The organism is Pseudomonas sp. AC242, assembly GCF_979258655.1.
Map to the genome: position 1 here is coordinate 3,005,222 of NZ_OZ409873.1, position 19,338 is coordinate 3,024,559.

A 19,338-nucleotide genomic window follows, 5' to 3' on the forward strand; every position below is an offset into this window, starting at 1 on the left:
CTCTCCCCCAGGGGGGCGAGGGGGAAAGGGAGCAGATCTTCGTGCTATCCAAAACCTGAGTTCGCCTCCGGACTTTCAGGTCGGCGTAACTCGAACATCCACCTCGATCAGTCCCCTCTCCCACTGGGAGAGGGCTAGGGTGAGGGGCTTTTGATCTGTTTCAGAATCTGAGTTCGGCTCGGACTTTCAGGTCGGTGTAACTCGAACATCACCTCGGTCAGTCCCCTCTCCCACTGGGAGAGGGTTAGGGTGAGGGCCGGTCCACAGCTGGAACACCGACTCCAACACACCATCAAGCCAGGCTCTTGCTCACCACCTCATACACATCACTCGACAACTGCCCCGACGCCCGAATCCGCTCCAGCTCAGCCTTCATCAGCGCCTGCCGCGCACCGTCGTATTTACGCCAGCGAGTCAGCGGCGCCAGTTGGCGCGAGGCGATCTGTGGGTTGAAGCCGTTCAGCTCGATCACCAGATCCGCAAGGAAGCGATAACCCGAGCCATCGGCCGCATGGAAGTTGATCAGGTTCTGCCCGGCAAATGCACCGACCAGCGCACGCACCTTGTTCGGGTTCTTGATGTTGAACGCCGGGTGCTGCATCAACGCTTTCACGCGCTCCAGACCGCCTGGCAAAGTGCTGCCGGCCTGCACGCTGAACCACTGATCCATGACCAGCGGGTTGTCCTTGAAGTGCTCGGCGAAACTGGCCAGTGCCAGCGCTTTCTGCTCTTCGAACGGCGAGTTGACCAACACCGCCAGCGCCGTCAAGCGCTCGGTCATGTTGTCGGCGCTCTCGAACTGCTCCAGCGCCGCTGCCAATACTTCCGGCTTGCCACTGAGCATCAGGTACGACAGCGCAATGTTCTGCAGCGCGCGACGGGCGAAGTGCTCGGCTTCGGCCACGTACGGGGTTTTCTTCGACAGGTCACGGTTGGCCTGATAACGCAGCCACAGCGCCTCGAACAAACTGTCCGCCAGTTGCTTGCGGGCAAATTCGCGAGCGGTGTGAATCGCCTCGACATCCGCCACTTCGCTGATTTCGGTCAGATAGGCCTCACCCGGCAGCGAGAGCATTTCCGCAACCATCGCCTGATCCAGCGACTCATCGGACAGCACGGTTTTCAGCGCCGACACCAGACGCGGATCAAGCTTCAGACTCTCGCCCTTCTGCTGCTGGCCGATCAACTCTTGCAGGACCTGCACCGACAGTTGCTGACCGGCATCCCAGCGGTTGAAGCCGTCGCTGTCGTGCTGCATCAGGAACATCAGTTGATCGCGGTTGTACGGGAAGCTCAGTTTCACCGGCGCCGAGAAGCCGCGCAGCAGCGATGGCAGCGGTTGCTCAGCGATATCAACGAAGGTGAAAGTCTGCTCGGCCTCGGTAACGGAGATCACGCGAGTAGTGCCTTGCGCCGACGCTTCACCGCTCAGACGCAGCGCAATCTCGTTGCCTTGGCTGTCGAGCAGGCCGAGTTCGACCGGAATCACGAACGGCAGTTTTTCAACTTTATCCGGGGTTTCCGGGCAGCTCTGGCGGAAGGTCAGGCTGTAGGTTTTCGCGGCGGCGTCGTACGACTCGCTCACCGCCAGACGCGGCGTGCCAGCCTGGCTGTACCAGCGCTTGAACTGGGTCAGATCGACGCCGTTGGCATCTTCCATCGCCTTGATGAAGTCGTCGCAGGTCACCGCTTGACCGTCATGGCGCTCGAAGTACAGATCGCTGCCCTTACGGAAGCCTTCGGCGCCGAGCAAGGTGTGGATCATGCCGACCACTTCCGAACCCTTCTCGTACACGGTCAGGGTGTAGAAGTTGGAAATCTCGATAAAGCTGTCCGGGCGCACAGCGTGAGCCATCGGGCCGGCATCTTCGGCAAACTGGTGGGTGCGCAGGTACGCCACATCTTGAATACGCTTGACCGTGGCCGAGTTCATGTCGGCGGAGAAGCCGGAATCACGGAACACCGTGAAACCTTCCTTCAGCGACAGCTGGAACCAGTCGCGGCAGGTCACGCGATTGCCCGACCAGTTGTGGAAGTATTCGTGAGCGACGATCGCTTCAACGCGCTGGTGCGCAGCATCGGTCGCGGTTTCGGCGCGGGCCAGTACGGCGCTGGAGTTGAAGATGTTGAGGCCTTTGTTCTCCATCGCACCCATGTTGAAGTCGTTGACGGCGACGATCATGAAGATGTCCAGGTCGTACTCGCGACCGTAAACCTCTTCGTCCCAGCGCATCGACTTCTTCAGGCTGTTCATCGCGTGCTGGCACTTGTCGATGTTTTCCGGCTCGACGTAAATGCGCAGCGCGACGTTGCGCTGGGTCATGGTGGTGAAGGTGTCTTCAACGCACCACAAGTCACCGGCCACCAGCGCAAACAGGTACGCCGGTTTCATGAACGGGTCTTCCCACGTAGCCCAGTGCCGGCCGTCTTCGCCCGGGCCCGAGGCAATCGGGTTGCCGTTGGAGAGCAGCACCGGGTAGCTGTGCTGTTCGGCGACCACGGTGGTGGTGAACTTGCTCATCACGTCCGGGCGGTCGAGGTAATAAGTGATCTTGCGGAAACCTTCGGCCTCGCACTGGGTGCAGAACATCGTGCCGGACTTGTACAGGCCTTCCAGTGCGGTGTTGGTTTCCGGGTGGATCTTGACGCTGGTGTCGAGCGTGAAGGTTTCGCTGGTCGGTTGCAGAGTCAGATGGTTTTCGGTCAGCTGGTAGTCGGCGTCAGACAGCGCCTGATCGGCCAGACTCACAGACAACAATTCCAGCTGCTGGCCATCGAGCACCAGCGGCGGCAGGCCCGGGCCACGCGCCGGGTTGCGGCGCATCACCAACTGCGCGTGCACCAGACTGTGATCCTCGAACAACTCGAAGGTCAGGTGTGTTTCGTCGATCAGGTACTCGGGCGCCTGATAGTCCTTCAGGTAAATCATCTTCGGTTGTTCGGTGCGCATGCTGGCGTCCTTATTGATGCACGGCGAGCTGATAGGCCGTGTACTTGCGAATGTTGATCACGCCGGTGTCGAAGATCAGGTACTGGCCCTTGATCCCCAGCAGCGTGCCTTCGGCAATCGGGTTCTTGTCCAGGTTGAAGCTGACGATTTTGGCCGGGTATTGCTCGACCGGGTAGCGGATTTCCAGCGGTTCGACATCGGCAATGGTCTGAATCGCCTGCAGGCCGAATCGCTCCTGCAAACCTTGCAGGCCTTCGGCGCAGCTTTCGAATAACTGGTCACGTACCTGCGCCAGATCGACCGCCGCCGCATCACCCTTGAGCAACGCGCGCCAGTTGGTCTTGTCCGCCACCTGACTGCGGAACAGGTCTTCAACGAAGCCCGATTGCTGCCGTGTCGAGACGCGCATGATCGGCAATGCCTGACATGCACCCTGATCGATCCAGCGAGTCGGCAGTTGCGTAGCACGAGTAATGCCAACCTTGATGCCCGACGAATTGGACAGGTAAACCACGTGATCGGTCATGCAGAACTGCTCGCCCCACGCTGGATCGCGACAGGTGCCGGCGTCATAGTGGCAACGCTCCGGGCTCATGATGCACAGATCGCACTGCGCCAGTTTGGTCATGCACGGGTAGCAATAGCCCTGACTGAAACTGGTTTTGGTCTTGCGCCCGCAATGGGTGCAGTGGATCGCCCCCAGGTATTCCAGACGCACCGTGGTGCCGATCAACGGGTTGACCGGCACCTCGACGTCATCCAGACGAAACGCGTATTGCACGTTCGGCCCGTCCAGGCGCGCCGACATTTTGCTGATTGCACCGCGGCCAATCTCGATCAATGGATGGCATCCGACTTGAACAGGATGTTCGGCACTTCAATCGACTTCGAGGCACATTCCTGCGGACCCATGTAACCGGTGCGCTGGTCTTCAGGCAGGTTCTGGATTTCCCAGGCGATCATCGCCTGCAACGACAGCTCGCGCTGTTCGGCGGTGAGTTTGCCACCGTCGGACCATTTGCCGATTTCCACGGCCAGCTTCAGGCTCTCGTAGATGTCCGGGGTAATGTTGTTGATCATGTCGTTAAAAGAGGACATCAGGGTCTCCGTGCTCTTTATCTACAGAAAATTTTAGGCGGCCAGTTTACGGCGGTTATACAAACCGCCCAACAAACCGGTGAAGCATCCGATGAGTAACCCGCCGACGTGGGCAGCGTTGGCGATTTCGCCGAAACCGATCATCGAGATCAGCCCGGACATGCACACCAGCAACCACACCAGCATCATCACCAGCACGCCGCGCGGGAGGCGATAGGCGGGGTTCGGCGACAGCAGCTGGAAGATCCAGCAATGCCCGAGCAAACCGTAAAGTACGCCGGACAGCCCGCCAAACAAGGTCGCGCCGCTCCAGACAAACTGTGCGTAGTTGGAAACGAGGCTGAACAACAGCGTCAAGCCGATCAGGTTAATGCTGCCCTGACGCGACTCGATACGCCGGCCCAGCTCCCAGTACCACATGCCGTTCATGGCCAGGTGGAGGATGCCGAAGTGGATCAGCATCGGCGTGACCAGCCGCCACCACTGCCCCGCCGCAAGGCTGTCGGCCAACGGTGTGAAATGGATGTACTCGCCGACTACCTGAAAATCGAGGAAGGTCAGCCAGCGCAGGGTCTGCAGATTCTCACCGAGGTACGTCAATCCACCAACGATCAGGCACAACAACAGGATGAACCCCGTGGCCTTGGCGTATTTCAGTTGCTCGGCAAAGCTCGGCCGCTTGACGGTCGGCGCGACGGGAATGTCCATTTGCTGATCGGGATCGCCAGCCGGGAAGCGTTCGTAGAGTGAACGCACGTCATCGCTGATTTCCGCCGGCGCCCACAACACTTGTTCGCCGGCCTCTTCGCTGACCCGATGCGGCACTTGCATACGTTGCAGCAGTTTGACGAAACCGCTCAAGTCCACTGCCAACGGCAGACGTAATACCGCTACCGCACTCATTGCAGCACCTCCGGCCGCTCGACATCGACCCAGACAAATTTATGCGGATCGAGGCGGGTTTCCTGATCCAGACGATAGGCGACCAGTTTGCCGTAGAGCACCGCGCTGTAATCCAGACACGCGAGGTTCGGGCGGATCGGCGCCGGTTTGCCGCTGCGCCAATAGTGGCCGACGAACAGCAACGGCTCGTCGACGCCGTAGCGCAGAAGGTTGTTTTTTTCGCTGGAGGTCAGCGGCTTCTGCGCCACCGGATCCGGCAGTGCATCCGGCTGGAAGACGATATCGCCGTAGGTTTTCGGATCGTCTTCCCAGAACTTGGTGCGGAAGAACGAACGCACCAGACCGTCGCCGCTGGTCATGGTCAGGCCATCCGGCAGGCGCATGTCAGTGCCGCGCAGCAGACGGTCGAACACGGTGCAGGCGAAGCTGTCCGGCACGGCCGAGGCCTGCAGGAAGTGTTCGTCGATGCAACCGTTGGGGAACAGCGCGCGCAGCGGTTCGATCAGGCCAGCATCCCAGCACGCGTGGACGACGCGGAAACGCCCAGCGTCGACAAACAACGGCAGCTCATAGAACCAGCGTTGGAAATCGTGCCAGTCGCCGGGATGGTCTTCGAATTGGGTCAGGGTTTCGTGCAGCAGGCGTGCATGGCGCGGCGTGTGTTCGCGCACGAACTGCTTGCCGCTGCCCGGTAGCGCCGGCGTGCTCCAGCCCAGCGCGTTGAATTCGTGGTTGCCCATGATGCACAAGGCCTGACCGGCCTCGACCATGTCGTGGACGATGTGCAGCGCTTCGCGAATGCGTGGGCCACGGTCGATGATGTCGCCGACGAACACGGCCATGCGCGATGGATGCCGCCAGACCCCGCCCTGCTTGTGATAACCGAGACGGTCAAGCAAGTGTTCGAGGGTCAGAGCGCATCCGTGCACGTCACCAATCAGGTCATAACTGCGCGCGGGATCGAGCATCAGTCGCCTCCACCGCCCAGCTTGCTGCCCCAGCCGAGCTTGGTGCGGCAGACTTCGTAGTAGTTATGGTCGAGCGGGTGAATCAAGCGCAGCTTCTGCGCTTTCTTGCTGACGGTGATGGTGTCGCCCGGCGCGCAGGTGAAATGGTTCTGCCCGTCACAGGAGACTTGCGGGTAAATCTGCATGTTTTTCGACACGACGATTTTCAGCTCACTGTTGCCATCGACCACAATTGGCCGGCTCGACAACATATGGGGGTACATCGGCACGATCACAATGGCATCGAGCTTGGGATGCATGATCGGCCCACCGGCGGACAGCGCGTACGCGGTGGAACCGGTCGGCGTGGCGACGATCAGGCCGTCGGCCTTCTGGCTACAGACGAACTGGCCGTCGATGTACAACTCGAACTCGATCATCCGCGTCGATTTGCCGGGGTGCAGCACGACATCGTTGAGCGCGTCGCCCTGACCAATGGCCTCGGCATGCCGGCGCACTTCGGCTTGCAGCAGGAAGCGGTTTTCCACCAGATAGTGGCCGTCGAGCACCTTGGCGACTTCGACTTCCAGCTCATCCGGGCGAATATCGGTGAGGAAGCCGAGGCTGCCACGGTTGATGCCCAGCACCGGAATATTGTGTTTGGCCAGCGCACGTGCGGCGCCGAGCAGGCTGCCGTCACCGCCGACGACGATGACCATGTCGCAGACTTCGCCGAGCATCTTGCGCGACGAGGTTTGCAGGCCGTGGCCCGGCAGCACTTCAGCGATGGTGTCTTCGAGGATCACATGCAGGTGACGATCGAGCAGAAACCGTTTCAGTCGGCGGACGGTATCCAGCACCTGGGAACTGCCCAGGCGACCGATGATGCCGATATTACGAAATTGCTCCATGGGACCTCTGCGGACAATCGAAAACGCGAAAAACACGATTATGGGCGAAAGCGCCGGTTAGACAAAATCCTTTCAGCCTCAAGGGTGTGCTCGTGTTTACGGCTATGCTCGCAAGATGATCCTATTTCCCGACTTGCTCCAGTTGCCCCACCAATTACGCCATCCGGAAGTGCGCGATCTGGCGTGGGTGATCCTCGCCCCGCCGATGCTTGCCACCACACCGTGGCCGCAGCGCCATCCGCTGGCGGGCAGCGACTGGGTGCACGATCCAGAGCGACTGGAACACTGGTTGCGTCAGCTTGATCACGACAGCTATGGCTTGCTGCATTGGTTGTCACAGGCACGTACGCGGCGGCTGGGCTTGTATTACGAGCGTCTGTGGCAGTTTGCCGTGCAGCATGCGCCGGGCATTGAATTGATCGCCGCCAACCTGCCGATCCGCCGTGAGGGCCACACCCTCGGTGAGCTGGACATGCTGCTGCGTGATCGCGATGGCGTGCATCACCTGGAACTGGCGATCAAGCTTTACCTTGGGCCGCAAAATGGTGACGGTCGTGATCCGGCGCAATGGCTGGGGCCGGGTTGTCATGATCGGCTGGACCGCAAACTGGCGCATCTGGCGCAACATCAGTTGCCGATTTCGGCGCGCCCGGAAAGCCGTGCAGTATTGGCGAAGCTGGACATCGAGGTGTTCAGTGCGCAGCTGTGGCTGGGCGGTTATCTGTTGTACCCGTGGCCCGGGCAGGCTGAATCACCGAACGGTGCGCATCCGCAGCATTTGCGCGGCAGTTGGTTGCATCAGAAGGACTGGCCGGCGTTTGTCGCGCAACGTCCAGCCGGACGCTGGCAACCCCTGCCCCGCCATGCCTGGCTGGCACCGGCGCATTATCCGGCGGATCAGACCTGGACTTTGGAGCATTTACGGATGTGGCTGGAGGATCTTGAGCCACTGGCCCCGGCGCAGTTGATGGTGCGCCTGATCGAAAATGCGCGAGGGGAATGGGAAGAGGCTGAGCGGTTGTTTCTGGTGTCGGACCTTTGGCCGAATGTTCCCGGCCAGGCCTGATTTTTTTGTGTCGCCTGTACCGGCCCCATCGCTGGCAAGCCAGCTCCCACAGGTTTTGTGGTGTGGCCCAGATAGTGAACACACCACAAAGCTAATGGGAGCTGGCTTTGTGGTGTGACTCAGGTAGTGAGCACACCACAAAGTTAATAGGAGCTGGCTTTGTGGTGCGACTCAGGTAGTGAGCACACCACAAAGTTAATAGGAGCTGGCTTTGTGGTGTGGCTCAGGTAGTGAGCACACTACAAAGTTAATAGGAGCTGGCTTTGTGGTGTGGCTCAGGTAGTGAGCACACCACAAAGTTAATAGGAGCTGGCTTTGTGGTGTGACTCAGGTAGTGAGCACACAGAAGATCCCTGTGGGAGCTGGCTTGCCAGCGATTGCGGCCGACTCGGTCTAAAGGGACAGCCGCACAGCCAAAGCCGCCAACGTCACCAACAACACCGGCACCGTCAACACAATCCCGACCCGGAAGTAATACCCCCAGCCAATGTGAATGCCCTTGCGCTCCAGCACATGCAGCCACAACAACGTGGCCAGACTGCCGATCGGCGTGATCTTCGGCCCCAGATCGCTGCCAATCACGTTGGCATAGATCATCGCCTCCTTGACCACCCCGCTCGCCTGACTCGCATCGATCGATAACAAACCAATCAACACCGTCGGCAGGTTATTCATGATCGACGACAGCAACGCCGTCAGCACCCCCGTGCCCATTGCCGCGCCCCAGACGCCGTGACCTGCGAAGACATCCAGCCAACCGGCCAGATACCCGGTCAGCCCGGCATTGCGCAGGCCATAGACCACCAGATACATGCCCAGCGAAAAAATCACGATCTGCCAGGGCGCTTCCTTCATCACCTTGCGCGTGGAAATCTTGTGGCCACGGGCGGCGATGCCCAGCAACAGCGCGGCGCACACGGCGGAAATCGCACTGATCGGAATGCCCAGCGGCTCCAGCGCAAAGCAACCGATCAGCAGAATCACCAACACCGCCCAACCGGCATAGAACGTGGCTTTATCGTGGATCGCGGTTTCGGGATGTTCGAGTTGCTCAGGGTCGTACGCCGCTGGGATGTCGCGGCGGAAGAACCACAGCAACATACCCAGCGTTGCCGCGACACTGACGAAGTTCACCGGCACCATCACTGCGGCATAACGGTTGAAGCCAATGTGAAAGAAGTCCGCCGAAACAATGTTGACCAGGTTCGACACCACCAGCGGCAGGCTCGCCGTGTCCGCAATAAAACCTGCGCCCATGACAAAGGCCAAGGTCGCGGCTGGAGAGAACCGTAGTGCCAGCAACATCGAAATCACGATCGGCGTGAGGATCAGCGCCGCGCCGTCATTGGCGAACAGCGCTGAAACCAGCGCGCCGAGCAGCACCATAAAGGCAAACAGCTTGCGCCCGCTGCCCCGCCCCCAACGCGCCACGTGCAACGCGGCCCAATTGAAAAACCCGGCTTCGTCGAGCAACAGGCTGATGATGATCAGCGCGACAAAAGTGCCAGTGGCGTTCCAGATGATCTGCCACACCAGCGGGATATCGCTCAGGTGCACAACGCCGAAGATCAGCGCCAGCACGGCGCCAAGCGTCGCACTCCAGCCGACGCCGAGGCCTTTGGGTTGCCAGATGACAAGGGTAATGGTCAGCAGGAAAATCAGTGACGCAGCGAGCATCCGCAACAGCCTTAAATTAAGTAAAAGAGCTGAACACTAAAACCTGTGGGAGCGAGCTTGCTCGCGAAGAGGGACTGTCAGTCACCTATGACGCTTGGCTGATGGCCCCTTCGCGAGCAAGCTCGCTCCCACAGGATCTCTGTAGTGCCAGGGATTTCGGTGAGCTTACTTCTTGTGTTGCTCTACGAACTGTCCGTACGCATTGATAAAGCTTTGCAGAAAAGGTTTCACCGACTCACTCAACTTGCCCGCCTCATCAAACGCCGAGCCTGCACCGCCCAGATACGCTTCCGGCTGCTGCATGCACGGCACGTTGAGAAACACGAACGACTGGCGCAGGTGCTGATTCGCCCCGAAACCACCGATGGCACCTGGCGAAACACTGATCACCGCCCCCGGTTTGCCACTCCAGACAGCCTTGCCATAAGGCCGCGAGCCGACGTCGATGGCATTCTTCAGCGGCGCTGGCACCGAACGGTTGTATTCGGGCGTGACAAACAGCACCGCGTCGGATGAACCCACTTTTTCCCGGAAAGTGCTGTAGGCTGCCGGCGGTGAATCACCGTCGATGTCTTCGTTATACAGTGGCAGATCGCCAATTTCGACAATCTCAAGCTTTAGGTTCGCCGGGGCCAGTTCTGCCAGTGCCAGGGCGACTTTGCGATTGATCGATGCTTTGCGCAGGCTACCGACCACTACGGCGACGTTGTAGACATTGCTCATGGAAGACTCTCGATGGTCCGTGGGAGGAGCGAGTAGTTATAGATGATCCGGTGACGATTCCACCAGCACACAAGGGCAAATTCCTGCGTGCTGATTATTTTTTTCCTGTAGGAAAACTTACAGGCCTTGATGGCGGTCTACCAAGCCGCAAATCAAGCGTTTTATCTCCAGAGGTTCTAAGCAGATGGCAGCAGTACTCGTCGGTCAGTTCCATGCAAGAGATGCGGAAGGCCGCGTTTATTCCGTGCATGAGTTCCAGGAATCCAATCCGTCGGCAGACGGTTCCACTGGCTCGGAGCCGATTTACAAACTGGCGATTGGCGATCGCGTGAACAAGGTCAGCGAGAACGAGTTTCTCCTGGTCCAGTCAGGTATCACCCTGACGCGTGAACCCGAGCCAACCGTCGCTTCATAACTGGCCGTTATGAGCAGAAGTCATATGCGCAGACTTGGGGTAGGATTCAGCCACTGACCCCACCTGCTGAACATGGACTTCACGCATGCGTTTACGTCATATCGAAGTGATTCAGGCGCTCTTGCAGACCGGTCACCTGGGCACCGCCGCCGAATGGTTGCAGTTGCCGGTGGCCGAGGTCGAAGAGCGTTTGCGCGAAGCCGAGAGTCAGTTGGGGTTCATGCTGTTCGCCAGCGTGCGCGGACGCCTGCAATCGACACCCGAAGCGCGGGCGTTGCAGGTCGAAATCGCCCACGTTTATGAAGCGTTGGAGCCGGTGCAACGGCTGGCCAGCAGCCTCAAGCAATACCTCGCCCCACCTTTGCGCATCATCGGCACTGCGCCGCTGGCGCAACAATTACTGCCACAAAGTCTCGCCGCCCTGCGTCGTCGTCTGCCCGACGCACCGTGCAGCCTGCTCAGCGCGCCGACTCGCGACATTGTCCGCAGCCTGTTGCTGCGCGAGAGCGATCTCGGTTTAAGCCTGCACGACCCCGAACACCCCGACATTGATTGCCGGCCATTGGCCCAGGGCAAGCTGCAATTGCTCGCGCCCCATGGCTGGTTGCAGCCGAAACAGAAATACATTTCCCTGCAGGATCTGGCCGGTCAGGCCATGATCGGCCTCGAAGGTCAGGACCCGTTGAGCCCGGCACTGGAAAACAAACTCCAGGCGCTGCGCCCGGCGCCGAGCGTGCAGACGCGGGTGCAAACCCATCAGATGATGCGCAGCATGGTCGAGGCCGGTGAAGGCCTGGCCATCGTCGACCCGTTCACTGCACTGGGCGCGCGCCCGGCCGGGCTGGATGTCTGCCCGCTGTCGCCGGCCGTACCGATCAGCGTCTACGCGCTGACCTTCAAGCACGTCGCGCCGTCGGCAGCGATTCAGACATTACTGGCGATCCTCACGGAACAAGCCGAGGCGATGCTGGCGAGCTGATCGGGTTCTCCAACGGGTTATCGAATAATCGATACCAGAACAGCGCCACTTCGGCGGTGTTCGGATCAATGCCGCGATAGCGCAACTGGTCGATACCACCGATCACATAGCCGCAACGCTCATACAGCCGACAGGCGCCGAGGTTGTTGTTCTGGGTTTCCAGCATGATCCCCGGCAGCTTTTTCTTGCGACTCCAGAACTGCGCGACATCGAGCAGCGCTTTTGCCACACCATGGCGCCGGGCCGGCGCATGCACCGCCAGTTCATCGATATGCGCGAAGCCGTTCCAGTTGGTGCTGATCACCAGATGGCCGACCGGCTCATCGTCGAGATAGGCCATGAAAATCGCGCTGTCCGGCGCGTTGTGGAAAGCGCTGAACTCCTCCGGATCGATGCCGTAGCACTTGCGGTACGGCACGATCGGCGTCACCCGCCATTGTTCGACAGGCTGGCCGATCACGGCGGCACCATAGGCCGCGACTTCGAAGCTGAAGTCGCTGCCCCAGATATACGGCGCAAAGCCTTCATCGGCGACGCGCACCGACAGCCCTGGGTATTTTGGATTCATGACCGGTTGCATACTGGGAAAAGTCCTCATTCCTTGACGCAATCGACGGTGTATTGCCGCCCATTGCCTTCATCTTCGTGCTGCAATCCATGCACATCCGCGACAAAACCGGGGAAGCTGCTATCGAACGTGCGAGCAAATTTCAGGTAATCAATAATCGATCGGGTCGATTCGGTAAAGCGTTCGCCGGGCATGATCAGCGGAATGCCCGGCGGATACGGTACTAGCATGACCGCCGCAACCCTGCCTTCCAGCTCATCGATCGGCACCGCTTCGACTTCGCCGCGCACCAGATGATCGTAGGCGTGGGCCGGTTTCATGGCAATTTCCGGCAGCACGGTATACATGCGTTTGAGGTGTTTGGCTGTGGCATTGCTGCGGTAGCAGGCGTGCAATTGATCGCACAAATCGCGCAGGCCCATGCCGCGATAACGCGCGGTGTCTTGCTGGGCCACACACGGCAGGCAGGTGTCGAGGCGCACATTCGCATCGTAGCTGCGCTTGAACTCCAGCAGTTCGGTGAGCAGCGTGCTCCACTTGCCTTTGGTAATACCCATCGAGAACAGCACCAGGAACGAATACAGCCCGGTCTTCTCCACCACCAGGCCGCGCTCCCAAAGAAACTTGCTGACCACCGCCGCCGGTATGCCCTTCTCGCTCAGCGCGCCACCGGCATTGAGCCCCGGCATGACGAGGGTGACCTTGATCGGATCGAGCAACACGTAATCGTCACTGACTTCGCCAAAACCATGCCAATCGGCATCCGGTTGCAGCAGCCAGTCCTCGGTCTGCACGCGATCAATGCCTTCGACACCCGGCGGCTGCCAGATCGAAAACCACCAGTCATCGGCGGCAATGTGCTGACGCAGATTGGCCAGCGCGCGACGAAAGCTCAGGGCTTCGTCGAAGGTTTCCTGCAACAGCGAACGCCCGGCCGGGCCTTCCATCATCGCCGAGGCCACGTCCAGTGAAGCGATGATGCTGTACTGCGGCGAAGTCGAAATGTGCATCATGAACGCTTCATTGAAACGGTCGCGGTCGAGTTGCCGCGCGCCGCCGTCCTGCACATGGATCATCGACGCCTGACTGAACGCCGCCAGCAGTTTGTGCGTGGAATGCGTGGTGAATACCAGCGGGCTGTCTTCGCTGCGCGAGGTGGCCATGCCGTAGCGCCCGGTGAAGAATTCATGAAACGCCGCGTAGGCATACCAGGCTTCATCGAAATGCAGCACTTCGACGCTGTTGCCGAGGCTTTGCTTGATCAACTCGGCGTTGTAACAGAGGCCATCATAGGTCGAGTTGGTGACCACGGCGAGTTTGACTTTCGCTGTGCGGCCCTTGGTCAGCGGGCTGGCATCGATCTTCGCTTGAATCGATTCGCGGCTGAATTCGCTCAGAGGAATGGGGCCGATAATCCCCAGTTCATTGCGCTCCGGGCACAGGTACAGCGGAATGGCGCCGGTCATGATGATGGCGTGCAACACCGACTTGTGGCAGTTGCGATCGACCAGCACCAGATCATCGCGCCCGACCATCGAGTGCCAGACAATCTTGTTGGCGGTCGAGGTGCCATTGATCACGAAAAAGGTGTGATCGGCGCCGAAATTGCGCGCCGCCCGCGCTTCCGCTTCGGCGAGCGGCCCGGTGTGATCGAGCAGCGAACCGAGTTCCGGCACCGACACCGACAAATCCGAACGCAGGGTGTTTTCACCGAAGAACTGGTGAAATGCCTGCCCCACCGGACTCTTGTGATACGCCACGCCGCCGCCATGGCCGGGGGTGTGCCAGGAATAATTGGAGTCCGCCGTATGCTGCACCAGCGCCTTGAAAAACGGCGGCAGCAAGCCATCCAGATACTTGCGCGCCGCCCGCGCCACTTGCCGCGCCAGAAACGGCACGGTGTCCTCGAACAGATAGAGAATGCCGCGCAATTGATTGAGCTCGGCCATGGCATCGGCCGGGGCATTTTCCAGGGTGACCTGCTCACCGAGAGCGAAGATCGGCAGATCCGGCGCACGCACCCGTGCCAGACCGATCAGTTCGGCCATGTTCTGCAACAGATGCGAGTTAGTGCTGGCGTCCTCGGCGGCAATCAGCATGCACGCGAGGCCATGGTGAGTCGATGCCACCAACCGCCCTTCGGTGTAGTCGATGGCCGAAACGATATTGAAACCTTCCTGCTCCAACTCCCGGGCGATGCCACGGATACGGTCACCCGCGACCGTGTCGGCCTTGATGTCGCGATGGACGATCAACACCGGAAACTTCAAATCTTTGTACATGAGGCTCAGTGTCCCGAGGCGGCAGAATTGAATCGGCCAATGCACTCAGGGTAGAGGGTTGCAGCGAAAGTGGCGAGGGTGGCCAGTTGGCTTCATGGCGCCAAAAACAAAAGATCGCAGCCTTCGGCAGCTCCTACAGGGGATTGCATTCCAATGTAGGAGCTGCCGAAGGCTGCGATCTTTTGATCTTCAGGCTTGGGCGTCGGCTTCGGCGATCTGCGTCCATAACGCCGGGCCACCGGCAGACTTGGCAATAATTTCCAGCCGCACCAGATGCGCCGCCAACTCATCTTCAGTCGCACGAATGATTCGCGCTGGCTGGCGATCCGCCGGCAAACGACGAATCTCGGTCGCCGAGTTGTCCGCACCATCGCCAGTGCCATTGCCGTCAGACGCATTACCCGCCAGCGACAGACTGGTCTGGCCACCGGTCATGGTCAGGTAGACGTCGGCGAGAATCTCCGAGTCGAGCAAAGCGCCGTGCAATTCACGGCCGGAGTTGTCGACGCCATAACGTTTGCACAACGCATCGAGGCTGTTGCGCTGCCCCGGGTGACGTTCCCGGGCCATCATCAGGGTGTCGAGGATCGAGCAGTGCTGGGTGATGTCAGCGCGATCCTGCTGGCCCATCAAGGCGAATTCGTTGTTGATGAAGCCAACGTCGAACGCCGCGTTGTGGATGATCAGCTGCGCGCCTTTGATGAACTCGAAAAACTCATCGGCGACTTCGGCAAAGCGTGGCTTGCCGACCAGGAACTCGTTGGTGATGCCGTGAACGCCGATGGCGCCTTCATCACTCTCGCGATCCGGCTGCAGATAAACGTGAAAATGCCGGCCCGTCAGGCGTCGGCCGATCAGTTCGACACAGCCGATTTCAATGATCCGGTGACCATCGGTCACCGGCATGCCGGTGGTTTCGGTATCGAGTACAACGGATCTGGTGGCCATCAGTGTTCAGCTCTCAACGGGTCGATCTTGCAAAAAACGCGGATGTTAACACGCTCGGTGGGGTGTTTCAGTCAGACCGTGGCGTCCCATTCGCGAGCCTGCTCGCGAAGGCCGCGCCACGGTGTAACGGCAAAATCAGCTCTGCTTGTAACCGCGCACTTCGTCGACACCACGGTTAGCCAACTGGTCCGCCCGCTCGTTACCGTGATGACCAATGTGCCCACGCACCCATTTCCAGGTGACTTTGTGGCGGTTGACCTGCTCGTCCAGCTCTTTCCACAGATCAGCGTTCTTCACCGGCTCTTTCGCGGCGGTTTTCCAGCCACGTTTTTTCCAGTTGGCCATCCACTCGTTGATGCCCTTCATCACATACTGCGAGTCAGTCACCAGCAGCACTTCGCACGGACGCTTCAAGGCTTCGAGGCCACGGATCGCGCCGAGCAGTTCCATGCGGTTGTTGGTGGTGTTGGCTTCGCCGCCCCACAGCTCCTTTTCGACGCCCTTGCACACCAGCAAGGCGCCCCAGCCGCCCGGGCCGGGGTTGCCTTTGCAGGCGCCGTCAGTGAACAGTTCTACGGTGTCGACGCTTTCAACGCTTTCGCTCATGCCACTCTATCCAGAAAAATGCCTGTCTTGCCGATCACGGATCGACAATGACCGAGGCCGGGACAAGCCCGGCCACAAATAAAAGAAGGTTTACGGTTCGATGCGGCGGCGGTTGACCTTGGCCATCGGCAGCGGAATCAGCTTGCCCATCGGCTCGCGACGTTCCTGCCGCAACGGCCTGAGCCCCACGACGATCTTGCGCGCGACCAATAAATAGAAGCCACCGCCCGACAGCTGCCAGTCACCGGCCTTGCGTTCCCAGCCGGCCAGACGGGCCTGCCACTTGGGTGACGCGAGCGGCGGACGATAGCACCCGAAGCGGCGTTTCTCCAGCGCAAAGCCCAGCAGATTGAGCCAGTCGGCCACCCGCGACGGCGAGATGCAGCGCGCCTGACGCAAGGCGTCGTGGGCGAAAACATGGCGCAGACCCCAGGTGCTCCACGGGTTGATGCCGATGATCAGCAAATGCCCGCCGGGGCGCACGCTGCTCGCTGCTTCACGCAGCAAACCATGAGGCGACAGGCAGAAATCCAGGCCGTGCTGCATCACCACCACATCGGCAGCATGCTCGCTCAGCGGCCAGGCTTGCTCTTCGCAGACAATCTCGACCCCCGGCAACGGCGCACCGAGGCGCACATTGCGCTGCACTTGCGGCGCCGCCGGCGGGGTTTCGGCCGAGGGGCCGTAATGCACCAGATAACCGCCAAAGAACCGGCCCAACTCGTCTTCGAGCATGCGCCGCTCTTCATCGAGCAGAAATTGCCCGAGCGGGCCGGACAGCCATTCACGGGCTGCACCGATCAGGGCCAGCCAGTCAGGATCAGCCTGTGCGAACGCTTTATCACTCATCGCATTCTCCAAAGCGCCAGGAACTACTAAGATGCGCCAATGTTTTCCGCTTGGCGAATTCCGACGATGATACAGATCAGTGCCCTGCCCGCGTTCACCGACAACTACATCTGGTTGTTACAGGATCACCGCACCCAGCGCTGCGCGGTGGTCGATCCGGGCGATGCCGCGCCGGTACAGGCATGGCTTGCAGCGCACCCGGGCTGGGTGTTGAGCGACATTCTGATCACCCACCACCATCATGATCACGTCGGCGGCGTCGAACGCCTGAAAGCGGCGACCGGCGCCAAGGTCTACGGCCCGGCCAGCGAAAACATTCCGGGGCGCGATGTGGCGCTCAAGGACAACGACACGGTCAGCGTGCTCGGCTGGGACTTCGACGTCTATGCGGTGCCCGGTCACACCCTGGGACACATGGCCTATTACCACCACGGTTTGCTGTTCTGCGGCGACACCCTGTTCGCCGCCGGTTGCGGTCGCCTGTTCGAGGGCACGCCGGAGCAAATGCACCATTCTCTCAGCCGCCTTGCAGCGTTACCGGAAGATACGCTGGTCTACTGCACGCATGAATACACTCTGAGCAATCTCAAGTTTGCCGCCGCCGTCGAACCGACGAACCCGGACATTACCGCCCGTCTGGAAAAAGTCACCCAGCAGCGGCAAAACGGTGTGATGACCCTGCCCTCGACGCTCGCCCTGGAAAAGCTCACAAACCCGTTTTTGCGCACCACTGAAACATTAGTTACACAAAAAGTGGACGAACGGGCAGGCGCTCAAAACCGGGCGCCGAGTGAGGTATTTGCGGCTCTGCGGGCCTGGAAAGATAAGTTCTAAGTACCCCGCCGCTTGGTACAAAAATTCTGAATGGTTGACCTAGGGGGGTGCGCTTTCTAGAATCCCCCGACATTTTTGCCCGGAACTTACTTCCAGCCAATGTCGTCATCCATACGTAAGTCCGTCAATTCAGACGCATTGACCCGCCTGGCGCAAGCTATCGCGGTGGCTGTGTCCGCCACGCTGGCGGGCTGTTCCAGCCATGCTCCGCAGACTGAAGCGACCCATACGCCGAACATTGCTGCGCGAGCCAAGCAGAAGCCGATCTGGCTGACCGAAAAGCCCAGCCCACAGGTTCCCCAAGACATCTGGGAACGCATGCGCCAGGGCTTTCAGCTGCAGGAAGGCCTCGGCGTCAACCCGCGCATCGAGCAACAGCGCCTGTGGTTCGCCAGCAATCCCTCTTTCCTCGAGAACGCCGGCGAACGCGGCAGTCTCTATATTCACTACATCGTCGAACGCCTCGAAGAACGCAACATGCCGCTGGAACTGGCCCTGCTGCCAGTGATTGAAAGCGCCTATAACCCGATGGCCTATTCGCGGGCCGATGCGGTGGGTCTGTGGCAATTCATTCCGTCCACCGGGCGTTACTTCAACCTGCGTCAGACCCGCTTCTATGATGGCCGTCGCGATATCACCGCTTCGACCACGGCAGCGATGGATTACCTGACCCGTCTGCACGACATGTTCAACGGTGACTGGTTGCTGGCCCTGGCGGCATATAACGCCGGCGAAGGCACGGTCAGCCGCGCGATCGAACGCAACGAAAAGCTTGGCCTGCCCACCGATTACTGGAACCTGCCGCTGCCGGCGGAAACCCAGGCGTACGTGCCGAAGTTGCTGGCACTGTCGCAAGTGGTGCTGGCGCCGGAAGCTTACGGCGTGAACCTCAACCCGATTGCCAACGAACCGTACTTCCAGGTCGTCGAAATCAACCAGCGCATGGATTTGTCCAAAGTCGCCGCGGTTGCCAACATCGACGAAGACGAACTGTTCCAGCTCAACCCGGCTTTCAAGCAACGCACCACCATCGATGGCCCTCAGCATTTGCTGGTGCCAACGTCGAAGGCGCAATTGCTGACCGCCAGTTTGCAGACCATGCGGCCTGACGAACTGATCAGCCCGCGTTCGCTGAAGCCGGTGTTCGAGGGTGCTGACCCATCGGAAGTGGCCAAGCTCAAGCGGGCTTATCGCGTGAAGCGTGGTGACAACCTCGGTTCCATTGCCAAGGCCAACAAGGTCGAAGTCAAGGATCTGCAACGCTGGAACAAGCTGACCGGCAAGAACCTCAAAGTTGGCCAGACTCTGGTCATGCAGGACACCACCAAGCGTGCTCCGGCTCGCAAGTCCGGCCGTGTGAACACGGTGATTGCGGCCAACAGCAAGAGCAAAGGCAAGGACGACAGCGCGCAGCAGACTCAGTACAAGGTCAAACGCGGCGATACGCTGTACGTGGTAGCCAAGCGCTTCAACGTTGAGATGCAGCATCTCAAGCGCTGGAATCCGGGTGCGGGCAAGGCGTTGAAGCCGGGGCAGATGCTCACGGTTTATCAGCCGCACTGACAGACGAGCCCCTGAATTT

Annotated in this window: 18 protein-coding genes; 5 read left to right on the plus strand and 13 right to left on the minus strand. The window is 59.9% G+C overall.

Features of this window, described 5'->3' with window-relative positions:
- Positions 1-292: 292 nt before the first annotated feature.
- Genes pepN through ACZZ0A_RS13385 form a run of 6 tightly spaced genes read right to left on the minus strand, consistent with a single transcriptional unit; the run spans position 293 to position 6,809 of the window.
- Positions 293-2,950 carry an aminopeptidase N gene (gene pepN, locus ACZZ0A_RS13360; RefSeq protein ID WP_463543282.1) on the minus strand — a complete coding sequence of 886 codons (2,658 nt, stop codon included), beginning with the start codon at positions 2,948-2,950 and terminating at the stop codon, positions 293-295.
- Positions 2,951-2,960: 10 nt separating this feature from the next.
- Complete coding sequence (locus ACZZ0A_RS13365) at positions 2,961-3,791, minus strand: DUF2797 domain-containing protein (protein ID WP_007919231.1); 831 nt, start codon at positions 3,789-3,791, stop codon at positions 2,961-2,963.
- Positions 3,788-4,048, minus strand: coding sequence for a YeaC family protein (locus ACZZ0A_RS13370; RefSeq protein ID WP_007919229.1), 261 nt, complete (start codon positions 4,046-4,048; stop codon positions 3,788-3,790). Before ACZZ0A_RS13370 ends, ACZZ0A_RS13365 begins: the two co-directional genes overlap by 4 nt.
- Positions 4,049-4,081: 33 nt before the next feature.
- Positions 4,082-4,951, minus strand: coding sequence for a rhomboid family intramembrane serine protease (locus tag ACZZ0A_RS13375; protein ID WP_095111852.1), 870 nt, complete (start codon positions 4,949-4,951; stop codon positions 4,082-4,084).
- Entirely contained in the window at positions 4,948-5,919 is a 972-nt protein-coding gene (locus ACZZ0A_RS13380) for a metallophosphoesterase (RefSeq protein ID WP_007919225.1), read from the minus strand. The genes ACZZ0A_RS13375 and ACZZ0A_RS13380 overlap by 4 nt, the downstream gene beginning before the upstream one ends.
- Positions 5,919-6,809: an NAD(+) kinase gene (locus ACZZ0A_RS13385; protein WP_003224174.1), complete on the minus strand. Its 891-nt coding sequence runs from the start codon at positions 6,807-6,809 to the stop codon at positions 5,919-5,921. The genes ACZZ0A_RS13380 and ACZZ0A_RS13385 overlap by 1 nt, the downstream gene beginning before the upstream one ends.
- Positions 6,810-6,924: 115 nt before the next feature.
- Here ACZZ0A_RS13385 and ACZZ0A_RS13390 point away from each other — a divergent pair, with 115 nt between their 5' ends.
- Positions 6,925-7,875 carry a DUF1853 family protein gene (locus tag ACZZ0A_RS13390; protein ID WP_095111851.1) on the plus strand — a complete coding sequence of 317 codons (951 nt, stop codon included), beginning with the start codon at positions 6,925-6,927 and terminating at the stop codon, positions 7,873-7,875.
- A 393-nt stretch (positions 7,876-8,268) separates the two neighbouring features.
- On the opposite strand, the gene ACZZ0A_RS13395 is transcribed toward ACZZ0A_RS13390, so the two are convergent.
- Together ACZZ0A_RS13395 and ACZZ0A_RS13400 are read right to left on the minus strand one after the other, a co-directional pair.
- Positions 8,269-9,552, minus strand: a complete 1,284-nt coding sequence (locus ACZZ0A_RS13395; RefSeq protein WP_116029626.1) for an arsenic transporter — start codon at positions 9,550-9,552, stop codon at positions 8,269-8,271.
- A gap of 165 nt (positions 9,553-9,717) precedes the next feature.
- Positions 9,718-10,275, minus strand: a complete 558-nt coding sequence (locus ACZZ0A_RS13400) for an NADPH-dependent FMN reductase (RefSeq protein WP_007910565.1) — start codon at positions 10,273-10,275, stop codon at positions 9,718-9,720.
- Positions 10,276-10,459: 184 nt separating this feature from the next.
- Here ACZZ0A_RS13400 and ACZZ0A_RS13405 point away from each other — a divergent pair, with 184 nt between their 5' ends.
- Both ACZZ0A_RS13405 and ACZZ0A_RS13410 read left to right on the plus strand, forming a co-directional pair.
- The gene (locus ACZZ0A_RS13405; protein ID WP_007910567.1) at positions 10,460-10,690 is read left to right on the plus strand and encodes a hypothetical protein; all 231 of its coding nucleotides are present in this window, start codon (positions 10,460-10,462) and stop codon (positions 10,688-10,690) included.
- Positions 10,691-10,775: 85 nt separating this feature from the next.
- The gene (locus ACZZ0A_RS13410; RefSeq protein ID WP_095111850.1) at positions 10,776-11,669 is read left to right on the plus strand and encodes a LysR family transcriptional regulator; all 894 of its coding nucleotides are present in this window, start codon (positions 10,776-10,778) and stop codon (positions 11,667-11,669) included.
- Here ACZZ0A_RS13410 and ACZZ0A_RS13415 read toward each other — a convergent pair.
- The 5 genes from ACZZ0A_RS13415 to ACZZ0A_RS13435 all read right to left on the minus strand — a co-directional run bounded on the left by ACZZ0A_RS13415 (position 11,635) and on the right by ACZZ0A_RS13435 (position 16,922).
- Positions 11,635-12,249: a GNAT family N-acetyltransferase gene (locus tag ACZZ0A_RS13415; RefSeq protein WP_007910569.1), complete on the minus strand. Its 615-nt coding sequence runs from the start codon at positions 12,247-12,249 to the stop codon at positions 11,635-11,637. The genes ACZZ0A_RS13410 and ACZZ0A_RS13415 overlap by 35 nt on opposite strands.
- A 14-nt stretch (positions 12,250-12,263) precedes the next feature.
- Positions 12,264-14,519: an Orn/Lys/Arg family decarboxylase gene (locus ACZZ0A_RS13420; protein ID WP_095111848.1), complete on the minus strand. Its 2,256-nt coding sequence runs from the start codon at positions 14,517-14,519 to the stop codon at positions 12,264-12,266.
- A 189-nt stretch (positions 14,520-14,708) separates the two neighbouring features.
- Entirely contained in the window at positions 14,709-15,467 is a 759-nt protein-coding gene (gene dnaQ, locus ACZZ0A_RS13425; protein WP_305442941.1) for a DNA polymerase III subunit epsilon, read from the minus strand.
- A gap of 135 nt (positions 15,468-15,602) precedes the next feature.
- Positions 15,603-16,073, minus strand: coding sequence for a ribonuclease HI (gene rnhA, locus ACZZ0A_RS13430; RefSeq protein WP_007910572.1), 471 nt, complete (start codon positions 16,071-16,073; stop codon positions 15,603-15,605).
- Positions 16,074-16,163: 90 nt separating this feature from the next.
- Complete coding sequence (locus ACZZ0A_RS13435; protein WP_007910573.1) at positions 16,164-16,922, minus strand: class I SAM-dependent methyltransferase; 759 nt, start codon at positions 16,920-16,922, stop codon at positions 16,164-16,166.
- Positions 16,923-16,988: 66 nt separating this feature from the next.
- Here ACZZ0A_RS13435 and gloB point away from each other — a divergent pair, with 66 nt between their 5' ends.
- Together gloB and ACZZ0A_RS13445 are read left to right on the plus strand one after the other, a co-directional pair.
- On the plus strand, positions 16,989-17,756 hold the full coding sequence (gene gloB, locus ACZZ0A_RS13440; RefSeq protein ID WP_463543283.1) for a hydroxyacylglutathione hydrolase: 768 nt from the start codon (positions 16,989-16,991) through the stop codon (positions 17,754-17,756).
- Between the two features lie 99 nt (positions 17,757-17,855).
- The gene (locus ACZZ0A_RS13445) at positions 17,856-19,319 is read left to right on the plus strand and encodes a transglycosylase SLT domain-containing protein (protein ID WP_007910577.1); all 1,464 of its coding nucleotides are present in this window, start codon (positions 17,856-17,858) and stop codon (positions 19,317-19,319) included.
- The last annotated feature ends 19 nt before the right edge of the window (positions 19,320-19,338 follow it).